This window comes from Gloeocapsopsis crepidinum LEGE 06123 (assembly GCF_015207655.1).
GTDB classification, from domain to species: domain Bacteria; phylum Cyanobacteriota; class Cyanobacteriia; order Cyanobacteriales; family Chroococcidiopsidaceae; genus Gloeocapsopsis; species Gloeocapsopsis crepidinum.
Genome location: NZ_JADEWN010000010.1, coordinates 1 through 23,019, shown reverse-complemented (window position 1 = coordinate 23,019; position 23,019 = coordinate 1). Strand labels below are relative to the sequence as shown.

At 41.5% G+C, this 23,019-nt stretch carries 13 protein-coding genes; 6 read left to right on the top strand and 7 right to left on the bottom strand.

The window, feature by feature from the left end; all coding sequences use genetic code 11:
• Positions 1–38: 38 nt before the first annotated feature.
• Positions 39–1,769 carry a pilus motility taxis protein HmpF gene (hmpF, locus tag IQ230_RS05920; RefSeq protein ID WP_193931133.1) on the bottom strand — a complete coding sequence of 577 codons (1,731 nt, stop codon included), beginning with the start codon at positions 1,767–1,769 and terminating at the stop codon, positions 39–41.
• Between the two features lie 615 nt (positions 1,770–2,384).
• On the opposite strand from hmpF, the gene IQ230_RS05915 reads away from it, so the two are divergent.
• The 6 genes from IQ230_RS05915 to rsmH all read left to right on the top strand — a co-directional run bounded on the left by IQ230_RS05915 (position 2,385) and on the right by rsmH (position 11,076).
• Positions 2,385–2,750 carry a response regulator transcription factor gene (locus tag IQ230_RS05915; RefSeq protein ID WP_099701844.1) on the top strand — a complete coding sequence of 122 codons (366 nt, stop codon included), beginning with the start codon at positions 2,385–2,387 and terminating at the stop codon, positions 2,748–2,750.
• Between the two features lie 9 nt (positions 2,751–2,759).
• Positions 2,760–3,296 (top strand): chemotaxis protein CheW, encoded by a 537-nt coding sequence (locus IQ230_RS05910; RefSeq protein WP_193931132.1) that lies wholly within the window; start codon positions 2,760–2,762, stop codon positions 3,294–3,296.
• A 24-nt stretch (positions 3,297–3,320) separates the two neighbouring features.
• Positions 3,321–5,924, top strand: a complete 2,604-nt coding sequence (locus IQ230_RS05905; RefSeq protein ID WP_193931131.1) for a methyl-accepting chemotaxis protein — start codon at positions 3,321–3,323, stop codon at positions 5,922–5,924.
• A gap of 78 nt (positions 5,925–6,002) precedes the next feature.
• On the top strand, positions 6,003–6,815 hold the full coding sequence (locus tag IQ230_RS26415; protein ID WP_228054627.1) for an Hpt domain-containing protein: 813 nt from the start codon (positions 6,003–6,005) through the stop codon (positions 6,813–6,815).
• A 147-nt stretch (positions 6,816–6,962) separates the two neighbouring features.
• Positions 6,963–9,935, top strand: a complete 2,973-nt coding sequence (locus IQ230_RS05900) for a hybrid sensor histidine kinase/response regulator (RefSeq protein ID WP_228054626.1) — start codon at positions 6,963–6,965, stop codon at positions 9,933–9,935.
• 253 nt (positions 9,936–10,188) lie between these two features.
• Positions 10,189–11,076 (top strand): 16S rRNA (cytosine(1402)-N(4))-methyltransferase RsmH, encoded by an 888-nt coding sequence (rsmH, locus tag IQ230_RS05895; protein WP_193931130.1) that lies wholly within the window; start codon positions 10,189–10,191, stop codon positions 11,074–11,076.
• Positions 11,077–11,087: 11 nt separating this feature from the next.
• Here rsmH and IQ230_RS05890 read toward each other — a convergent pair whose 3' ends face one another.
• From IQ230_RS05890 to IQ230_RS05865, 6 genes are all read right to left on the bottom strand, one after another.
• Positions 11,088–12,410: a PAS domain-containing sensor histidine kinase gene (locus IQ230_RS05890; protein WP_322742293.1), complete on the bottom strand. Its 1,323-nt coding sequence runs from the start codon at positions 12,408–12,410 to the stop codon at positions 11,088–11,090.
• 269 nt (positions 12,411–12,679) lie between these two features.
• Positions 12,680–14,530 carry a CheR family methyltransferase gene (locus IQ230_RS05885; protein WP_193931129.1) on the bottom strand — a complete coding sequence of 617 codons (1,851 nt, stop codon included), beginning with the start codon at positions 14,528–14,530 and terminating at the stop codon, positions 12,680–12,682.
• An 11-nt stretch (positions 14,531–14,541) separates the two neighbouring features.
• The gene (locus IQ230_RS05880) at positions 14,542–16,239 is read right to left on the bottom strand and encodes a chemotaxis protein CheB (protein WP_193931128.1); all 1,698 of its coding nucleotides are present in this window, start codon (positions 16,237–16,239) and stop codon (positions 14,542–14,544) included.
• A gap of 106 nt (positions 16,240–16,345) precedes the next feature.
• Complete coding sequence (locus IQ230_RS05875) at positions 16,346–19,864, bottom strand: PAS domain S-box protein (RefSeq protein ID WP_193931127.1); 3,519 nt, start codon at positions 19,862–19,864, stop codon at positions 16,346–16,348.
• Positions 19,865–19,926: 62 nt separating this feature from the next.
• Positions 19,927–20,343 carry a response regulator gene (locus IQ230_RS05870; protein ID WP_322742292.1) on the bottom strand — a complete coding sequence of 139 codons (417 nt, stop codon included), beginning with the start codon at positions 20,341–20,343 and terminating at the stop codon, positions 19,927–19,929.
• 128 nt (positions 20,344–20,471) lie between these two features.
• Positions 20,472–22,739, bottom strand: a complete 2,268-nt coding sequence (locus IQ230_RS05865; RefSeq protein WP_193931125.1) for an MHYT domain-containing protein — start codon at positions 22,737–22,739, stop codon at positions 20,472–20,474.
• Positions 22,740–23,019 lie beyond the last annotated feature (280 nt).

The window sequence follows — 23,019 nt, the reverse complement described above, 5'->3', positions numbered from 1 at the left end:
TCTTATGTGTTATGCCCAACTACTTAACTGATGACTTTTTAAGGCACTGCCGTTTCAATTTGAGGAATGAGGCTTTCCAAAACTTGACAAAGGTGGGCTATTTTCTGATGCTCATTGCTGTCATTAAGGGTAGCGGCAATCTCTTCTAATGGTTGCTGCAGGGAGTTCCAATTTTCTTGCATTGGCTGCAATACCTCTTGTGACAAATTCACTCTTCCCCAAGCTTCTGCTACAGACGCTTGTAAGGAATGTAAATTTTGCTCTAGATTGTGCCATTCTTGCTGTTTAACAGTGCAAAGCTGAGTTTGAGTATCGACTAAGCTTTGTAGATGTTCGATACTCGATTGTAACTGTGCAAGCTCTTGTTCTAGTTTTTGCAGTTCCTCAACTTTTTGGTGCTTATGTCCCTCAAGTTGTGCTAACACAGGCTTTAAATCTACGCTGGGTTCATCAGTAAGCGCCATAAAATAATTGACACCTTGCTGACGCCATAAAATCTGTAAATACTGCTGCAAAACTGCTTTACGTAGTCGGAGATTTTGGCGTTGTCCGACTAAAGTTTCATTTAGCATTTGATAGCGATCGTATTCTTCAGCTAATTCAGTCTCTACTTGTCCTCTTACTGAAGCATCACCATCATTCAGTTTTGCTTGCAATTCTTCTACAGTTTGCTTTTGAAATTTTAGTTCTTCCTCTTGATCGTTCACAAAATGAGAATTTCGATTCAAGTCTTCTTGCAAATCATGTACAACTTGTTGCAATTGCTCTAATGGCATTTGTTCTAACTCAGTTACATTTACTTGATGACTAACATCCAACTGACTATTAATTTCAGTCATTTGAGATATTACTTGCTGTAATTTATCGTGTTCTTGTAACTGTAACTTCAACGATTGAGTATATTCTTTCTTATAATTTAAGATAGCAGTTTGTGCTTTCAACTCAGACATTAACTGCTCTAATTGGTGCTGAATCTGTTGCCACTCTGCAAAGGTTTCCTGCCATGCTTGAGCGATATTTTCAAATTCCTGTTGTTGTTGACTTGCAGAAGTTTGCTGCTGTTCTATTTGCTGCCAATGCTGACTTAATACGGTCTGTCCATTCTTAATATTGTCTAGCAAAACGGTCAGTCGTTCTTGGAGTAATTTAGGTAACGCGTTTTCAGACAAGTGTGCTATCAATTGCTGAATTTGATCTATTTGAAATTCATCTAGAGCTGAATGTTGTAATTCTGTCAGACGACGCTTTTCCCTTTCTAGCTCTTGCCAAGCCTTAGCTAAACTCTGGTGGCTAGATTCAATTTCCTGGCGCAACATTTCTGCCTCTTCTTGCCCAGTTTTTAGTTCGTGGTGACGTGCTTCTAATTGTTTAAACTCTGCCTCTGTTTGCTGAAGTTGTTCCAAACGCGCTTCCATTTCCATATTGCGACGATTCATTTCCTGACTTTGATAAGTCAAAGATTGTTTCCACTGCTCAATCTCTTCTTCCTGACGCTTAAATTTTTCGAGTAAGCGAGAGAAGTTTTGCAAAATATTAACTAAAGGGCGTCCTGCTTCTTGAATGCGTTGCACTTGTCGATTTGCATTTACATCAGCTAATACCAATGTCCCTGTAGCAAGATTACTAGCTTCTTCAACAGGAATAACTTCTTCTCCTGGTACAGAATTCCAACTTTGGTCACTTCGCTGAAATGCTAGCAATTTAATTTCAACCTTTCCAGCACCCATAAATCCACTTTTCTGCTTTTGAACTTCTGCTAAATACAGCACACTAATCGTCCTCTTAGTTTATACAAATTCATTGAATTACTTTAAAAGCTTCAACTAATATAATCACATTGACTAAAAGCATTTATCAAAAATATTACGCACACAATCTTAGTTTATGTATGTAAGCCTATTTTTCTAGTATTGAGGCAATCAGTTGAAATTGAATATTAATTACTCTCCTAAACAAATCATATTTAATAGTTTTATAAATAGATTCAAATTACCCAACTTTAATTTTAAATTAACCTTATATATACAACAATTGTCAGTTTCTTTAGCAAGCAAATAAGCCTCTAAATAATAGCAGTATCATAACTTTCCAAAATCTACCACCGTGTATTTACCGAAAGGAGAAAATTTCAGACTATGAGTGTATTAGAGCAATCAGTAAATTCTCGCTTGGTTACTTATTTAGTTAGCGTTAACTTAGTTTTGTAGTTAAGAATTTTCTGTGACAGTATAACAAATTATTTTTAAATTCATTATCACATTAAGTTTATTTTTAATTGTATATGCAACGTTAAAGCATTAAGAGCTAATTCATATTTTCTAGAAAATTAAACAGTAGTTGATTCCTGAACTACCAAATTTTATACAGGAGATAAGTTAATAAATATGGCAACAGTTCTAGTTGTGGAAGATAGTCCTACACAAAGAGAAATTATTATACAACTCTTACAAAGGAGTGGTTTACAAGTTACTGTAGCCCATGATGGAGTTGAAGCTTTAGAACAGATCCAGGTATCTTGTCCATCAATCGTAGTGCTTGATGTTGTCATGCCAAGGATGAATGGTTATGAGCTTTGCCGCAAGCTAAAAACTGACCCAAAAACTCAAAATGTCCGAGTTATTATGTGTTCGACAAAAGGTGAAGAATTTGACCGTCATTGGGGAATGAAACAAGGTGCTGATGCATATATTGTTAAACCTTTTCAATCAAATGAATTTTTAGGAACGGTTAAACAATTACTGCAAGGATAAATTAACCTTATGGTCGGTAATCTAGAATTATTAACAAGTAGTACTCCAGAGCAAGCTTCAACTCAGCTTCAAGAATTAGAAAGACCAGAGGGAGAGCTACATTTACGCTTTTATCTTACATCTGGTCAAGAGTTAGCCTTCAGTGCAATGGCAATTAGAGAAGTACTTTCTGCACCGCCAGATCGGATTACACCTATTCCTAATGCTTCTCCATTAATGCTAGGGACATTAAATTTACGTGGAAGAGTTCTGTGGGTAGCTGACTTAGGGCAATTTTTAGGTGAAACGTCTGCTGTCAATACAGATCGGGCAGAAATTCCGATTATTGCGGTTGAAGATCAAGAAATAATCGTGGGGTTAGCGGTAGAACAAATTGTCGGCATGGAGTGGTTAGATGTTGAGGCAATCCAGCAACCGACAGCAACAACAGATAGTATAAATCCCTATTTGCGGGGTGAGTGGTTATTAGGCGATCGCACCCATCAGTGTCTCCGACTGCTCGACCAAAAAGCAATCTTACGGAGTAATCGATGGGCAGCAGTATGAAATTAAGGCAAGCGGAGACGGCAAATGACACTAAGTATCAATCAAGATCAGGAATACCAAGAGGCACAAAAAGCATACATTCAAGGAAACTATGAAATAGCAGTAGCTATTGTGGAGCGATTACTACAAGAGTTTCCTGATGATGCGAATGCTCATCTGTTACGGGGTCATATTTACTGTATATATCAACAGTACGATCAAGCTCAAGAAGAGTATCGCACCGTTTTAAATCTTACAGAAGATTCAGACATAGTTGATTGTGCCAACGAAGCTATAGAGTCTATTCTTCAACACGAAAGCTCACAGCTATCAAGTGGCTATACAAATTATTCAGAAAAAGAGTTTGAAGACACTTATTTATTAATGGATACTGCTGGCGATCAGATAAACTTCAACAGCGAGCAACATCAAGAAAACGAAGCAACATTTGAAGACGCTGATCCTGGCAGTTCTGCTGATTTTGAACATTTTGACTACAATACACCTGCTATTTCAGAATTTGAGCAACCGTTTGAGCATACTTTTACTAACTCAATAGACGATCGCTCCAATGATGCCACATCAATCGATGCTTTTATCGATCCTTTTGTAGAACCTCAATCAGATCGGTCGTCGATTGGTAAAACGACGCTACAAGATGATAATTTACCAAATGAGTCCTACTTGTCGTTTGCAACTACTGAAGAAGCTTGGAGCACAGATCTTGGGGTACAACCGACATCAATCGAGGATTTTCCTAATCTAGAAGAAGTAGAAACCTCTGAAATTGAAGATACTTTTGGTTACTCAACTCCACAGAATTTTGAGGCAGATGAGTCGCGCCTGTTATTTGCAGAGGAGGTTGAAGATCAAACTCTATTATTGTCTCCGACAAAGCTTCAGATAGAAGAAATAGAACAACTCAGTCCTGCTGCAGACAGAACAATTGAAGATACCTTTGGCTCAAGAATTCCTGTAAATAGCTTGGATCATCCTAATGCAGATTCTGTTATGACATCAATTCAGGACACTGAGGAATTTAGTATTGCAGAATTTGATGCCTTTGAAGATCTAGGCAATATTTCTGAATTTGATTTATCAACAAATGAGGTATCTCACGATACAAATAGTGAAGTTGATGCTATTCCAACGTCTGATGCAATCGCCGATGTACCTGTCTTATCTCACGATCCTTCAGCAACGCCTCAAAGTGACACTCCTAAATGGCGTCAGCAGTTTGAGAGTGCCTCTTTAGAAAAAAAACAATGGCTAACTGCGAGTAGTGTAGGCGTTGTCTCTGCGGTTGTTGTGGCAGCACTCAGCTTAGGTAGCTCGTTTATGTCTCCTGTACCGAGTCGATCAGCAGTGAGAAATACTGGTTGGATGCTTGCTGCTGCTGCTGGAGTTGCAGGTTTTGCAACAACACGCTTTCTCGGACAAATTACAACTAAACAAATTAAACGCACAACCGCAGATTTGTATCTACAGTTTGATGCTTTGAGAGAAGGTAATTTCACTCCCCAAGCAGCCTCTCAAGACGAGTTGGGACAACTTGTTGCTAAGTTTAATGAAATGGCATATGTCATTCAAGCAACGACGAGAGAAGCGCAGCATAAAGCTCAAGAACAAGAAGAAGAAAAAGAAAATCTGCAACGTCAGGTAATGCGGTTACTTGATGATGTTGAAGGAGCAGCGCGTGGAGATTTGACTGTGCGTGCTGAAGTCAGTGCTGATGTGATGGGTGCTGTTGCTGACTCGTTTAATTTGACTATTCAAAGTCTTAGAGAAATTGTACAACAGGTAAAAATTGCTGCCAAGCAGGTTAGTAAAGGTGCAACGGACAGTGAGACATTTGCTCAAAGTCTCTCTTCTGAAGCATTACGCCAAGCTGAAGAACTCGCTGTTACACTCAATTCAGTGCAGGTAATGACTGAAGGAATTCAAAGAGTTGCAGAAAGTGCCAGAGAAGCAGAAACAGTAGCACGCTCAGCATCAACAACGGCTTTAAAAGGTGGAGAGGCAGTAGAAAGAACTGTTGCAGGTATTTCAGAAATTCGCCAAACAGTTGCAGAAACAACACGCAAAGTCAAGAGGCTTGCCGAATCATCTCAAGAAATTTCTAAGATTGTGGCATTGATTTCTCAAATTGCTTCGCGGACGAATTTATTAGCACTGAATGCGAGTATTGAGGCTGCTCGTGCGGGTGAAGCAGGAAGGGGTTTTGCTATTGTAGCTGATGAAGTTCGCCAACTAGCAGATCGAGTAGCTAAAGCATTACGAGAAATTGAACAAATCGTGAAGCAAATTCAGAGCGAAACGGGTTCAGTTATGACAGCAATGGAAGAAGGTACGCAACAAGTTATTCAAGGAACGCACTTAGCAGAACAAGCTAAGCGATCGCTAGAAGACATTGTTCAAGTTTCTAATCGCATCGATACACTTGTTGGCTCGATTACTGCAGAAACAGTTGCACAAACCGATACATCACTTGCAGTTGCCTCTGTCATGCAATCTGTAGAATTAACTGCTCAAGCTAACTCTCAAGAAGCACAGCGAGTTTCCGGCTCTTTGATCAATCTTGTGAAAGTAGCAGGCGATCTACTCAACTCTGTAGAGCGATTCCGCGTAGAAACAACAGAATCTAATTAAATATTAAGTGGCTCGTATCTAGTTACTGACTCAATAGCGTAAGTATATTTTTGTTCAATTAATTACAATAAAATTCTTATGGTACAAGAACAAGAACAGCGAATTTTAGGCTACTTTATCGATGAGGCTAACGACCACCTAAACACCATTGAGCAAGGGTTGGTTAATCTTCAAGATACACTCTCAGACTCAGAAATGATTAATGCACTTTTTCGAGCAGCTCATTCTGTAAAAGGTGGCGCAGCTATGCTAGGGTTTGACAGTATCCAACAGACAGCACATCGCTTGGAAGACTATTTCAAAATTCTCAAAGAAAATCCAACAATTCAAATTGATCAAAAACTAGAATCACTACTTCTTAAAGTATTTGATACTTTGCAAGAACTCATTAAACATTTGGAAAGCTCATTATCGCTTCCTCATGAAGTTGTTAGCGATCTAATGGCACAAACTGAACCAATATTTACTGAACTCAACAATCATTTACAGCTACTTGCACAAACCTCTGAGCGTAACGCTGATTCGCACAATCATAATTCTACATTCAGTCGCGATTTGCTCCCAGTTTTTCAAAGTCAAGTCTTGCAAAGATTACGAGAAATGCTGCAGTTATTTAAGCAACCTGAGACATCGCAAAGCCGTCAACAGTTACAAGAACATTGTCAACAATTATTACAATTAGGTGAGCAATTTCAACTATCTGGTTGGTCTAAAGTTTGTGAAGCTGCATCAAGAGCGATCGCTAATTGCGACAACAACTACCGTACACTAGCACCAGTTATTATCAAAGATCTCAAGCAATCACAAGAATTAGTCTTAGCAGGTCGTCTCAATGAAGTTGCAACAACAGATCAACTGAAAGCGCTTTCTGCTAATAAGTTACATCGATAGACATCATGTCATAACTTCTGTATCTTATAGGTAAAAAATGGCAGTGGGAAACAACAGTCTCACTTGCCATTATTAAAAAAGTTCATTTCCAGTTAACTTTTCTACATAAGATATTTTAGTATTATTAAAATTATTTATATAAGTATTATGCTGCCGGAATCAGAACAGCACAGTTTAAATTTCGATGAGATATTTGCTCAGCAAAATGTTGAGGCAAAAAAGCATGAAAATATAGAGGAATCTCATTTAGCTAGTGAGGATTGCAGCAACTTATCAGAGCCGAGTTTAGTAGATGAATTATCGCTAGATGGGCTAGATATAGGTTTATCTGCTGAGCTTCAATCTTTAGAAGAATCTAATTATTTCGACGTAGATAATAAAATAGATATTGCCTTATCTAATGAATTCAATTTTAATGATTTTCTTAATCCAGGGGCTGAAGAAATTATCTCTTTATCTGAGGCGGAAATTGAATTTAATAACTTGTTTTCTAGTCTAGAAACTTTTGAAATTACCAAGGAAGTAGAAGATTTAGCAAAAAGCAATCCAGAAAAAAATCAACAAATATCATTAGAAAATAGTACCAAAGATTATCAAGACAAAGAGCAAATTGACTTAGAAGTCTTTTGTTTTCAAGACAGTAATTTCTCCAATAATATAGATTTAGAAACTAATTTGACTAATAGTTTAAGTGAATCTGATTCAGACAATCAAGATACTCTTATCTCTGCAGAAGTAACTATATCTGAACTAGATAGCATTTCATCAAACCTGAACTTAGAAAATCACTCAAGAATTACTGCTAGTTCCGAACAACTTGAGATGCAAACTGTTATCCAATCTTTTTCTGAGGAAGCAGATTTTACAGACTTAGAAGCTTTGTTAGATGAAGATGAGCTTGATACACCAGAAGTTGTGCCAGATGAAGAAACCAGCAATGAATTCGATGAGTTAGAAGCATTGCTTGATACAGATGTAGCACAAGTAACCGAGAATACAGATGGTTTTGCAGATCTGGATGCTCTTTTGGATGCAAATATTGATGCAGCAGAGAATGCTCTAGGAGAAAATGACTTTGCTGACCTTGATACACTACTTGAAGAGGCACCTAAGCAAAACAAATCCATACCAGAACCAATAACTAAAACATCTGGAAATGTGTCCCGCAAAGTTGCATTTGAACAAACGATGCGGGTTTCGGTTAAGCAACTAGATGGCATTAGTAACTTAGTAGGAGAACTGGTTGTCAATCGCAACAGCTTAGAACAAGATCAACAGAGAATGCGTCAGTTTACGGAGAATCTCCTACATCGAGTGCAACAGCTCAATGAGTTAGGAATTAAGATGCAGGAACTGTACGAGCGATCGCTTCTGGAAGCTTCTTTGCTGAGTAGCCGTTCGCCTTCTCGTTCTGAGGTTGAGAATACGGAGAAAACACCTGAACGTCATGCCACAGGGATGGATTTTGACGCCTTAGAAATGGATCGTTTCACGGGCTTTCATACGTTATCCCAAGAAATGATTGAAATGATTGTGCGAGTGCGCGAGTCAGCTTCAGATATTGAGTTTGTGACAGATGAAACCGAACAAGTTGCCCGTCAATTTCGTCAGGTGACAACTCAGCTGCAAGAGGGCATTACGCGATCGCGGATGATTCCCTTTTCACAGATTGCCGATCGCTTACCTCGTGCTGTTAAAGAAATTACACTCAAATACGGCAAACAAGCGGAACTCAAACTAGAGGGTCGCGACACCTTGATTGATAAGGTGATTCTAGAGCAACTCTATGACCCCATGACACACTTGGTCAATAATTCGATTACGCACGGTATTGAAACTCCTGAAGAACGTATTGCCAAGGGTAAACCACCTGTAGGTACAATTACGATCCGTGCCTTTCATCAAGGAAACCAAACTGTCATTTCCGTTGCTGATGATGGTGCTGGAATTGATCCTGACCGCGTGTTGACCAAAGCAATTCAAAAAGGATTAATCACGGTTGCTGAAGCCCGAACAATGTCACCAGGGGATGTATATGATTTACTATTTCATCCTGGCTTTAGTACCAAAGACCAAGTTGATGAATTTGCAGGTCGTGGTGTGGGAATGGACGTCGTACGCACCAGTTTGCAAGAAATGCGGGGAACGATTAATACTGATTCAACCTTGGATAAAGGAACAACGTTTACAATTCGCTTACCACTAACTTTAAGCATTTGTAAAGCACTGTGCTGCTTGAGTGATAAAGCACGAATTGCATTTCCGATGGATGGTGTCGAAGATATGATGGACATCTCAACATCAGCGGTAGTGAAGTTAGAGGACGGTCAACCTGGTGTTGCCTGGCGGGATTCTCTGCTACCATTGCGACCATTAAAAGAGTTATTGAATTACAACCGCGTCCTAGGTCGTGGTAACGTCTACGGTAGCAATCGCGAAGATGACTTGGTTTCTGTTATCATATTGCGTTCTGCAGAGACATTTATGGCACTGCAAGTAGACCAAGTTCTGGGCGAACAGGAAATTGTGATTAAGCAATTTGAAGCCCCAGTGTCAAAACCAGTTGGTATTGCTGGGGCGACAATTCTCGGAGATGGTCACGTCATGCCCATTGCAGACGTATTAGAATTAATTGACTTATCACTTGGACGCATTCAACAACGCAGCAATAAGCTATGGACTGCTAGTGCGACTCCTATCCAGCCAGTTACAGCAGATGTCAAGTCTGAACCTACCGTCTTGATTGTTGACGACTCAATTACAGTACGCGAACTACTCTCTCTTACCTTTAATAAAGCTGGCTACCGCGTCGAACAAGCGCGTGATGGTCAAGAGGCTTGGGATAAGCTGCGTGATGGTTTACCATGCGATCTGATCTTCTGTGATATTGAAATGCCGAGAATGGATGGTTTGGAATTATTGTCACGCTTGCAGCAAGATGTTACTCTCAATGAGATTCCGATCGCCATGCTGACTTCACGAGGTGCGGAACGCCATCGTCAAATGGCAATTCAACTCGGTGCTAGTGGCTATTTTACAAAGCCATATTTAGAAGAAGTTCTGCTTGATGGTGCAGCTCGTATGCTTAAAGGTGAGATGCTTGTAGCTAGTAGTGGTTAAATAGACCTATGCGCATGAATGCAAGTGCGAATGAATTCGCCGCTATACAGACAAAGTCCACCTCCGTGGACTTACTCATAAAACTCATACTAATAGTGTGCGCTCGTCAACTTCGTTTGTGTAGCCCCGACTTCAGTCGTAGGGCATTTACGATTCATGCAAGTCTATTGAGTGAGCAGGAGGCAAGCAGACAAGATGCCTACCCTACATCTTATATTTAATTTGGTTAGTCTATTTACTAAGATGACTTAAGATGACAACTGACGAACTGCTCGATCAACCTGCGTTTGTTCACGTACCAGTATTAAGTCGGGAGTTGCTTGCAGGGTTAGCAGTGCGTTCTGGTGGACATTATCTTGATGCAACAGTTGGTGGTGGGGGTCATAGTCGCTTAATTTTAGCAGCAGCCCCAGATGTGCGCTTGACAGCAATTGATCAAGACAAACAAGCGATCGCCGCAGCAAAAGAAACCCTCGCACCATATAAAGAACGCGTCCAATTTTGGCACGGGAATTTTGCGGAATATCAACCTAATGTTCAATTTGATGGGATAGTTGCCGATTTAGGCGTGAGTTCGCATCATTTTGATGCGCCGGAACGGGGCTTTAGTTTTCGCCATGAAGCACCTTTAGATATGCGGATGAATCAACAGCGATCGCTAACTGCGGCTGAAGTTATTAATCATTGGGATGAGTCGCAACTAGCAGATATTTTCTTTAAATATGGTGAGGAACGATTGTCACGACGCATTGCGCGTCGGATTGTCGAACAGCGTCCATTTCACACAACTACTGCATTAGCAGAGGCGATCGCTTATAGTGTTCCTCGACAATATCGTTACGGTAGAATTCATCCTGCTACCCGTGTTTTTCAAGCTTTGCGAATTGTTGTTAATGATGAGTTAAATGTTTTAGAAACGTTCTTAAACTGCGCCCCTAATTGGTTACTACCACAAGGCAAAATTGCGATTATCAGTTTTCACAGTTTAGAAGATCGGATTGTCAAGCATAGTTTACGCAATTCACCTTTGTTGCAAGTACTGACGAAAAAACCTATTACACCCCAAGAAGATGAATTAGCAACTAACCCGCGATCGCGCTCTGCTAAATTGCGTATTGCAGCAAGAAGCATAGATCTGTAATTTGGTAATTGTTATAAAGACACTCTTCGTGGGATCTCGACTTGAAAAGTAGAACCTTGACCTAACTCACTGGTGACACTAATCAACCCGTGCATCATTTGTACTAATCTATCTGTAATTGCTAACCCTAAACCAGTACCACCGTGTTGGCGGACAAGCGTTTGATTTGCTTGGCGAAACTCTGTAAAAATGTCTTGAAGATCTGCTTGGGCAATGCCAATTCCTGTATCTTGAACTGCGATCGCAATTCGTTCGGGAGAAAGTTCCCATACATCAACTTGAATACTGCCAACGTTTGTAAATTTAATCGCGTTTGAAAGTAAATTAATCAAGACTTGGCGTAAGCGATGTTTGTCATTCACAACAAGTGAGTTTTGCAAGTTTAATTGTAATTGCAACTTTAAGTTCTTCTGCTCAACTAAGGAATGCATTTCTTCTGTGGTAGCGCTTACGAGTTCTGTCAAGTTGAACTCTTCGGATTGTAATTCGAGATGACCTGCTTCTAATCTAGAAAAATCTAAAACATCGTCGATAAGACGCAGCAAATGTCTTCCACTATTGAGAATGCGCTGTACCATATTTTGTTGCTGAGGAGACAGGCGATCGTACGGACTACGCAGCAGTAGTTGCGAAAAACCAATAATTGCATTCATTGGGCTGCGAAGTTCGTGAGACATAATTGCTAAAAAGTGCGATTTTATGCGTGCGGTTTCTTGCAGTTGTAAGTTTTGTAATTCAATGTCGCGTAGTTTTGCCTCAGCTTGTTTGCGTGCTGTAATGTCTCGCATTAGCCAACGCCAGCCCACTGCATTACCTTCGCTATCGCGGATGGTATCTACAGTTAGCGCTGCATCCAATTCAGTACTGTGGCGTGGAGAAACACGTATTTCCCACTCTTGTAACCGATGGGTATTGTGTAGCTGTTGCAGTTTGGCACGAAATATGCTACGTTCCTCGTAAGGAATAAAATTAATCAGTGGCTTACTTACAAGAAACTGTTGCGGGACATGGAGCATTGTAGCAGCAGCGCGATTTGCTTCTTTGATGATGCCAAATGTATCTGTCACTAAGTAACTATCTGGAGCAAACTCAAATAATTCTTGATAGCGCTTAGTTTGTGCTTCTAACTGAGCGCGCGTAATCATTAGCTCTTCATTTTGCTGAAGGAGTTCTTCTTCCGCAACGTGCAATTCTTCAACGGCGATCCGCAGCTCTTCGAGCGAGTCAGATGCTAGTTCGGGGGTCTGATACGATGGTAAACTCGTCTGCTGATAAAGTTTAGCAGCGCGATCGCACATCGATTTGAGTTGATAAGAAAACTTGTCTGTATTCACTTTTAACTTTTTATACTTTAATGTTTTTTATTTTTTTGCGAGGTAGGTTAAACACGCCTGACCGCGACAGCCGAGACTGCTATCCTACATTTAATTAAATTGGTTTACTGATAGTTGAAATACTATCTATTTAAAGAGGAGAGAAAGTCCTCTGAAAGGATGAAAATAAATTTATAAACAAAAATATAAATTGCTGAGAAGTCAATACTGTTCTTAAATCGAAGCTTATATCTGGGATAAATAGGAAAATAATTGTGAATAATAATTATTTACGTCTCTGTACTCGCACGTTCTTCAATCAGCATAATTACCCCCCGAATTTCTTTAGTTATGCCCAGCAACGGCGTACAAGTGACATTACACTGAATTGATTTACCACGACGATTTATAGCTTCTAAGATAATTTCTATACATTTAGATTCACCCACTAGACAGGTGCGGATTGGTTGCTTTATCTGATCTACTGGTAAACCAATATCGATGTTGAGAAAGTGTTGTCCTTGAACTTCAAGCGCGCGTAAACCCCACATGTCTTCGGCTTTGTCACTCCATACTTGAATGAGGAAGTCGCGGTCTACTACGACTACAGCACAACGCAAACTTGTCAGAATTGACTCCAAAAATGCATTAACTGAGTTGAGTTCCTCGCTGCGCGATCGCAGTTCTTCGTTGATTGTCTGTAATTCTTCATTAGACGATTGCAGTTCTTCGTTCATTGTTTCTAATTCTTCGTTCGTGGACTGAAGTTCCTCGTTGGTTGTCTCTAGTTCCTCGTTGGAAGATTGTAGTTCTTCATTGGTTGTCTCTAGTTCTTCATTCGTGGACTGTAATTCTTCATAAGCCATCTCCAACTCTTGATTGGAATGCTCAAGTTCGTATTGCAATCGTTTGGCACGGGTGACATCATTGAAGGTGACACTGACGCCGAGCATCTGACTGTTGATGTCTAACAGTGGTGCTACTTGAACATCAAAAAATTGAGTATCGCCCGCAGGAGTTGTCCACTCTACGTCTTTGTGAATATTGGGACGGCGATCGCTAGCCGCTTGCTCAATGCACGAACGTAACTCGACTGGACGATACGATAGTTCTAAATCTTGCAACAGACGACCCACATCTTCGTAGCTTAATCCAAACAAACTCCGCGCTCTTTCATTAATTAAAGTAACAACGCCCTTGTTATCCACAATTATTTGTGGTACAGGAGATATATTGAAAGCGGTATCCCGCAAACGTCCGTAACTAGTCAAATTTTGCGGAGCTTCATCGTTACTATGCTTTTGATTCATCAGTAACAAGCGATCGCGGTTATTCATCTTTGCTAGCTTGGTAAAAATGCGCCGCTTGAGATCGATGAGGGTAAAGCTATTGCTGTGGCTAAGTAACATCTCGGCTTTGCCTAAACAGAAAAAGCCACTAGTATTATTCAGCGCAAAGTGAAAGCGATTTATAATTCTTGCTTGTGCTTCAGCATTGAAATACATCAAAGCGTTGCGGCATGTTAATAAGTCGATGCGCGAGATGGGGGCATCTTGGACTAAATCGTGACGCCCAAAAATCACCGCGCGACGCAAGTCTTTGCGAAAGGTATACATCTGATCCGCGCAATCAAAATAGCGTTCTAACAGTTCAGCAGAAAGACCTGTGACTTCTTTAGCATTGTATGTAGCATGGCGAGCTTGATTTAATGCCTCTTCATCAACATCTGTTGCATAAATTTTGACTCGCGAGCGAAACTGTTCATCTCCCATTGCTTGTGCGAGAATGATCGCCAAAGTATAGGCTTCTTGTCCTGCAGCACATCCTGCACTCCAGATGCGGATTGGATCGGAAAACTCCTTGCGGGCAATAATCTGCGGCACAATTTCTGCGCCTATATACTCCCACACCTCAGGATCGCGAAAAAAAGAGGTAACGTTAATTAAAATTGTGTTGAACAAGCAAGTAAATTCCTGGGGATGCACCTCCAGGTAATCCATGTAATTGCTGTAGCTATTAATGTCGATTTCCTGCATCCGTTTTTGAATGCGGCGGATTAAGCTTGGTCGTTTATAACCTGTGAAGTCAAATCCACGGTTACGCTTGATGTAGTTAAGCAAAGCTTCAACTTCTTGGGTCATTTGCGAGCTATCTATAAATCCAATGGTTCTTCAGCATGCGTCACTAAACGTGTTAAGACAGAAGCAATCTCTTGCAAGGGAACAACCCAATCAACACTCCCCGTATCAATCGCGGCTCCAGGCATACCAAAGAATTCTGAACTGGCGCGATCTTGCGCGATCGCTTTTCCTCCCATGTGTTTAATCGCGCGGATACCCATTGCACCATCACTTCCTGTACCTGTCAGTATTACTGCGATCGCCTGTTGTTGAAAACTAGCTGCGACCGATTCAAACAGTAAATCAGCAGAGGGGCGGACAAAGTGTACAAGCTGAGCATCCGACAAACACAGCGTGTTGTTTGCAGTCACGAGTAAATGCTTATTCGGCGGTGCAATATAGACTTTACCTGGTAGCAACTGATCGCCTTGTTCTGCTTCCTTAACGGGTAAAGCTATCCGCTGAGAGAGGATATGTGCTAGGTGGCTGCGATAATGCGGGTACAAATGTTGTACTACTGTAACTGCAGCGGGAAAGTCTGCACCTAATGGCGATAGCACTTCACTGAGCGCTTTAATTCCACCTGCCGAGGCACCAATTGCGATGATCGGAAAGGATGCAGCAGCAGGATTAAGTTCTTTGTTGCTCTCTTCTTGTGGAGTTGGAGTGACAATTTCTGGCGAACCAACTTGACCATTGACTAATGGCAATTTACCATTTCCTTCACCTTTAAGGAGCAGTTGACGAACAAGCGTTGCTCGTGCTTGTGCATCGTCTCCTTGTGTTTGAAAGCGTTGTGCTGAATATGGTCGATCGCGATCGCGGGCTTGAGTTGCCAATCGTTGTGAGAGTGCGGCTTTTTCTTCTAACGCGCGTAGCGCATTCCACAGTGCTTCTTCTAAAGCCTCAGATTGTTCTGCGAGTAAGCTATTAGTAGAGTAGGCATGACCTGTACGACAGCGGAAGCGAACTAAGTTTCCGTCTTTGAGTTCCCATAGTACCCCTCCACACTCTGGGCAACCAAAAGATGAGGGTTTTCCTGGGCGTTCCAAACGTTGCATTGCCCCTAACTCTAATTCTGCCATATCAGCCTCTATTTCCATTTCATTTGACACGGCTGCGGCTCCTGTGTTTTCTTGGGGTTTGTTCGCCAACTCAACTAAGACAGATGCGATTTTAGCTACGGGTAAAACATGGTCAACTGCCACGTTTTCTATCGCACTGCGCGGCATTCCTGAATAAAGCGTCTCTTGCGGATCTTGAGCGATCGCAATCCCCCCTTGCTGTTTGATCGCCATTAAACCTGCAGTCCCATCGTCGAGCGTACCCGATAGGATGACACCCACAACACGTTGTTTGTAGATTTTTGCCGCTGTACGAAATAAAGGATCGACTGCGGGGCGGTGGCTATTTTCTTTGGGACCGCGTGCTAGACGAATGTAGCCGTCTTTAACGAGGAGATGCTGATCGGGTGGAGCAATGTAAATTTGGTTATGTTGAATAGCATCACCATCTTTTGGGTGAATAGCCTTGAGTAGAGAATTCTCCTTGTGGTGCTTTTTGATGCAACGATTTAAAATACTTGGCAGTACACTCTTACTGTGTGCTGGTATGTGAAGGACAATAAATATTGCAGCTGGTAAGCTAGGAGGCAAATTACGAATAAGTTGCTCTAAGGCTTCAACTCCTCCAGCAGAGGCTCCAACGACGATGATGTCGCATCCTAACATTTTTATTTTTATATAGAATAAAACTAGATTCTACACTAAGCAATAACTTTGCTCATGCTCGACTTATTTGTCTTGTTAACCTTAGCGTATCAAAAATTATCCGGTTTTAGTCTATCTCTTGCGACGTGACTTGTCGGGGGAGGTTAATCTGAAAATTAGAGCCTTGACCTAATTTGCTGTCAACAGAAATGGTGCCTTGCATCATTTGTACTAAAGACTTAGTAATAGCGAGTCCTAAACCAGTACCACCATGCTTGCGTGTTGTTGTTTGATCGATTTGGCGAAATTCCTCAAAAATATTGGGTAAGTCAGCCTCGGCAATCCCAATTCCGGTATCTTTCACACTGAGAAGTAGCTGCATAGGTTCCGGTTCGCAAACACTGATTTCTACTGAACCCGTTTCGGTAAATTTAATTGCATTCGATAGCAGGTTAACAAGCACTTGTCGCAAGCGAACACTGTCATTGACTATAGTAGAGTCATTAATACTAGTAACAACATTTAACTTTAATTGTTTTTGTTCGGCAAGTGGTTGCAATTCAGCAACGGTAGAGTTGATGAGTTGGGCTATGTCAAACTCTTCTGGGATAAGTTCCAGCCGCCCAGCTTCAATTTTAGAAAGATCGAGAATATCGTTAATGAGTGCGAGTAAGTTTTTGCCATTGTTGAGGATGCGCTCTACCATTTCGACTTGCGTAGTGCTGAGTGATGCGGTGCGTTGTCGTAGCAAGACTTGAGCAAAACCGATAATAGCATTCATGGGAGTGCGCAGTTCGTGCGACATTGTCGCTAAAAATTGTGACTTGAGGCGTGCAGCTTCGATGAGTTGCAGGTTTTGTTGTTCAATGCGCTGGCGGTTAAGTTCGAGTTCGCGGTTTTGTCGTGCCAATATTTGGTTTTGAATTGCTAAGCGTTCTTCGCGTTCTTCGAGTACGCCAATCATACGGGCATTATTAATTGCGATCGCCGCTTGTTCGCCTACAGCCGTTAATAAATTTTGGTCTTCGATATCGAAAGCTTCGGGATTTTCCCAGCTACCAATTGCTAAAACTCCCAATCTTCCGGCAGAGGCAGATTCAATTGCGACAGCCTGAATGGCAGCTGGTAACTCAACGGCTGGGGGTTCTTCTGTACCAGAGGTTTTATGTTGGCGATCTTGCTGACTTGTCGCATTAAATAGTTGCGATTCACCAGTACGAAAAACGTGGTTGAGAAAACTATCTCCGCTATCAAACAACTCCATCAACAGCAACCTTTCTTGACCAACGCCAGCTGTTGCGGTTAATTCGAGTTGGCAACTTTCTGAGTTATACAGCAAAATCAACGCAAACTGAGCATCACTAATACCGTCATAAACTGCCCTTACCATAACTTGTAGCAATCCTGGTAAGTTTGTCAAACGCTGGTTGAGGAGATTAGTAATTCGCTGCAATACTCGTAGTTGTTGCTGCTGTTCTCCTAGAATGATTAATGCTTGGCGTAAGTTTTCACCAATTTCATTTGCCTGCTGAAATAATTTAGCATTGTCTACTGCTAAACCTGCACGACGCCCAAGATCTTCAGCAAACGCTAGATCTGCTTGTGTATAGGTTTTGCCCGATTCTGCTGAGTAGAAGGCAATTGTCCCTAAAGTGCGTTCTCGTGCTTTCATGGGCACACACATAAATGATTTCATGCCAACCTGACGCAAGATCTCTAGATGTTCTGTATCGCGGGCAAGTCCAGCTAAGACAAAATCAGGAATTTCTGAGTATAACTCTGACTTGCCAGTCCGAATAACTTGGGGTGTGCCGATCAGCGCATCAGGATTGAGAGGATAACGTTTAAAAACTTCTTTTGCCCACTCAACTTTTTCGGGATCGGTATGTGTCAGCGCTACTTGACGTAGAGTTTTGTCTTCGTTTACGACATAGATGGTACACCAATCAGCTAGCTGAGGAACAATGAGATCAGCAAGATTTTCTAGTGTAGTTTGGTAATCTAAAGAAGGTCCCAGCAAACTGCTAGCTTCAGCGAGAAAGCGTTCTTGTTCTTCAATCCGCTTACGTTCGGTAATATCTAGAAAAGCACCGATGCTACCCCGACATTGACCTTGCTCGTTGAATAAAGGTGCAGCATAGGAAAGCAGTTTGACTGAGGAACCGTTGTCAGTAACAACATCAAATTCTTGATCTAAAACATCAACACCGTTTGCAGCAGCATACTGCATTGGTAGCTCTGTGGCTAGAAGCTCTCTACCATTAGAGTAGATTTTGAAAGATGCTTGATCTTCAAGAGGGGTGCTTTTGGAAGCAGTAGCATCAACAGGATGATTGAGTAATTTGGCAAGGGCTGGGTTAATCCGAATATATCGACATTCAGGATCTTGCGCGATCGCAATACCAATAGGAATGACATCGAATAACGTTTGGAGTTCGTTAACACGTAGTTCTAAGTCACGGTTCAGTTTCACAATTTCTGCTTCAGAACGCTTGCGATCGCTCAAATCTAATACATAACAAATGCCAATTTCTTTAACGTAATCAATCAAAGCACCACCGATGAGAATTGGCACTCTACTACCGTCTTTGCGAATGTATTCTTTCTCAAACGGCGTTAGTATTCGAGACGAGCGCATTTGAGCCGCAGCTCGTCGATCAATTTCCTCGTATTCTGATGGGGTAATGTCTTTCCAGTACAATCCTGAGATGACATCTTGCTTTGTGTAACCCATCATTTGTAGAAAAGCATCGTTGGCATCGAGGATTTTGCCTTGCATATCTGCAATGATGATCCCAAGTACGTTAGATTCTGCCAGATAGCGAAATCGCGATTCACTTTCTCTCAAAGCATTTTCGAGTTGCTTGCGCTCAGTAATATCACTGATCACTCCTGACATTCTCACTGGGCAATTGTTGGCATCGCGTTGGGCTTTTCCTCTTGCTAGACAGTAACGATATTCTCCTGAACTATGAATGAAGCGAAACTCTGCTTCACATTTTTCGTTATTTGTCAAGTGATTGCGAATAGTTTCACGGATATGCGGCACATCTTCGGGGTGTATCCGTTCCATAAAAGCTGTCGTTGTATGAGCGAATTCTGAACGCGATACACCTAAAATTTCTAGCAGGCGGTCATTACAATAAACCTGCTTTGTAGCACAATGCCAATCCCAGATGCCATCGTTGGCACCTTCTAAAACAAGTCGATAGCGTTCTTCGCTTTCTTTTAAGCGTTCATTAGCGATCGCCGCAGCTTGTTCAGCACGATACACGCGGATTGTTTGGCGGAGGACTTGGGCTAGATTTTCTGGTGATATCTTGGCTTTGGAAAGATAGTCATACGCTCCTGCTTTGATCAGTTGTACAGCGATTTGTTCGTCTCCTTGTCCTGTTAAAACGACTAAAGGAACTGTAATTCCTAGAGATCTCAATTGCTGTACTAAACTCAAACCATCTCCATCGGGAAGAAAGTAATCGAGAAAGACACAGTCGAAGGATTGCGCTTGCAGTATTGCGATCGCTCCTGCACAATCACTCACTTCTGATAGTTCAGTTTGCACGCCAGCAGCCCTTAGCGCACGGCGTACTGCCATTCGGTCAACTTCATCATCATCAACTACCAGAATTTTTACTGTTTCTTCCATAATTCAGTATTGGAAAGTGATTGGCGAACAGCCAAAGAGCGTGGTTGAGAGTATGCCAGCTGTTAAGGAATTTCACTTAACGTCCAATACTTATTGAGAGTTGCCACAGCTTCTACAAAATTTGCGAAGGTAACTGGCTTAAGAATATATCCAGCGACATTCAAGTTGTAAGCTTCTACTTTGTCACGATCTTCGTTCGATGTTGTCAGAACAATCACAGGGGTGAAACGGAGTTCTGAATCAGCACGCAGTTCTCGTAAAAATTCAATGCCATTCATTTTTGGCATATTTAAGTCGAGTAGAACCAGTCTCCTTTGGTGGGGAATTTGAAAGTCACTGTTTTCGCCACGAAGCATAGCTAATGCTTCTAAGCCGTTGGCTGCCAGATAAAGTGGATTAGTAATGTTATTTTTTTTAAAAGCACGTTTGACATTCATTACATCCACTTCGTCATCTTCAACAAGCAGGATGTTTGTCATTTTATGATTCATCTTGATTGTAATTTATATTTATTTTTGCCATTAATTTTGTTGATATACCTCAATCGCTAGCAAGATTTCTGAAGTTAGCAATAAATACTTAATACTTTTGAGCTATTTCTTATTACTTAATTTTGAGTTTTTAACCAAGTGAAGTAAAATGCTGCGCCTTGTCCTGCTTGAGATTCTAGCCAAATGCTACCTCCTTGGCTTTCAACAATTTTCTTGACAATTGATAATCCGATCCCAGTGTTTTCTTTTTGGTCGCGAGCAGATAATGTCTGAAAAATGCCAAACACTTTAGCTTGATATTCTGGGGCAATTCCATCACCATCATCAGCTACTGTGAATTGATAGAAATCACCGACATCTATGGATGAAATATGTATTGTGCCATCTAACCTAGGGTGATGTTTAATAGCATTACTGATGAGATTACTAAATACTTGCTCTAAGAGCAATCTATATGTCCATAGCGTTGGCATATTTGGTGAAACTTTAATCGTAAAAGTTGCTGGAGGATCTAGGGAGTCAATAACTTCTGCAAGCAGAGTCGCAACTGACACAGAAGTCATGGGAGTTTCAACACGTCCGACTCGCGAATATTGCAGTAAACCATTAATTAGAGCCTCCATACGATAAACTCGCCCGCGTAATAAGTTCATTTGCTGGCGAGTTTCTTCTGTCAAACTTTCTTCTAGATCTTCTTCAATCCATTCAGATAAATTGGCGATCGCCCGCAACGGTGCTTTGAGGTCATGGGAAACGACGTAACTGAACTCATCGAGTTCCTGATTGCGCTTTTGGAGATCGTAATTCGTTTGTGCCAGCATCGTAGTTAGACGAACAAGTTCAGCAGCGCGGTGGACAAGTTCTGCTTCAGTTTGTTTTTGCTGAGTGACATCTAAAATCAAAGACAGCACGGAAACTAAATTGCCCGCTTCGTCGAGTAATCCTGAATTGTACCACTCACAGTAAACGACTTTGTCATCTTTAGTGTAGTTACGATTGAGCGCAACATTGCGTTGTTGGCTGCCATCGATAAGTTGATCGATAACTTGGCTGACAGTTGCCCGATCTTCTGGAAAAACAAAATTCCACTCGCTGGGTAGTTTTCCTAGCACTTCTGCAGCTTGCCAACCAAACAGCGTTTCAGCCTCACGCGACCACCGCGCCACGCGAAAATCACGATTCCATTCAATCACAGCAAGCGGAGAATTTTCGACATGAAAGGTCAGTCGCTGTAGTGCATTCCACAAATCCGCTTCAGTTTGCTTGCGTTTACTAATATCGCGATAAGTAATGACAACACCATTAACACTCGGTTCAGCCAGTAAATTACAGGCGATCGCTTCAAAGTCACGCGGTTCTCCACTAACGTGTTGTAAACGAAACTCAGCAACCATATTAGCGGCAGGATGAGACAAAGCTTCTTGCAATAACTTTTTTGCCTGGGCAAGATCTTCTTGATAAACAAGAGTAAATGCCTGTTTTTCATGGCAGTCTTGTGGCGTGTAACCTAAAATCCGTTGCATTGAACAACTGGTGTATGTAATAAATCCTGCCGCATTGACAACTTGAATGACATCACAGGAGTTTTGTTCTAAAGCACGAAATCGCGCTTCGCTTTGACGCAAAATTTCAGTTCTGGCATTTTCAGCCGCGATCCGTTGGGCGATCGCGGCGCTGATGAATGCTAGTGCTAATAATATGAGAGTCGCAACACCAACTGAGACAGCAAGCATGGAGTTATCCAGTTGTGTCGCACTCAAAGTTGACTCGTAAAGTTGAAACTTGACCGATGTCATCGCGGTGTAGTGCATTCCTGCGATCGCAATTCCCATGACAACTGCACTAGCCAGCTTGCGAATCGTTCCTTGAGCGATCGTCTTGGTTTGATGATAAGCTAACCATAAAGCCGTAAATGAAACTCCAATTGCAACTGCAATCGAGAAAGTAACATTTTTTAAGCTATACAATGGTGTCGCTGCTAACCGCATTGCCTGCATCCCCGTGTAGTGCATTGCCGCAATACTCAGCCCCATAAGTACGCTGCCAGTTGCTAGCTTTAACCAACTCAATTCCTGAATGACGAGGAATAAAGCACCTCCAGAGGCGAAAACAGCAAGAAGCATTGACACTCCAACAATGGGAAAGTTGTAACTGACTGGTACGGGTAAGCGATAAGCCAATATCCCAATAAAGTGCATTGACCAAATGCCAATTCCCATTGCTAGCGAACCACCAATCAACCAAAGGGCTATGCGCCATCCTGACGTTGTTTTGACTTGTGCCACAAGATCGAGTGCTGTATATGAAGCAACGATCGCTATACCAATTGAGAGAATAACTAAGTTCAGGTTGTGTGTACCTGTGATGGTGTCTGGGTTGACCATGTGAGAGAGTTGAGAAGAATTTGATCGATAGCTGGGCGACTACAGCAGCTTTATAAACGAAGTTTACCTGCGTGGACTAGTGAAGAAACAAAAGTTGTAGAAATTTATGAAGATGAGTCAAGTTTAGATTAGCCAAGGAGTTATGCGCTAAGCCTTTGCTGTCGAACTGACGTTGCTGGAGATTTTACAAATATAGCAATGGTCAAGATGATTAAAATGTTATTTAAAGTTTTGAATCTTCAAGAGTTATGAGTTTTGGATTGTTTCAACACTCATAACT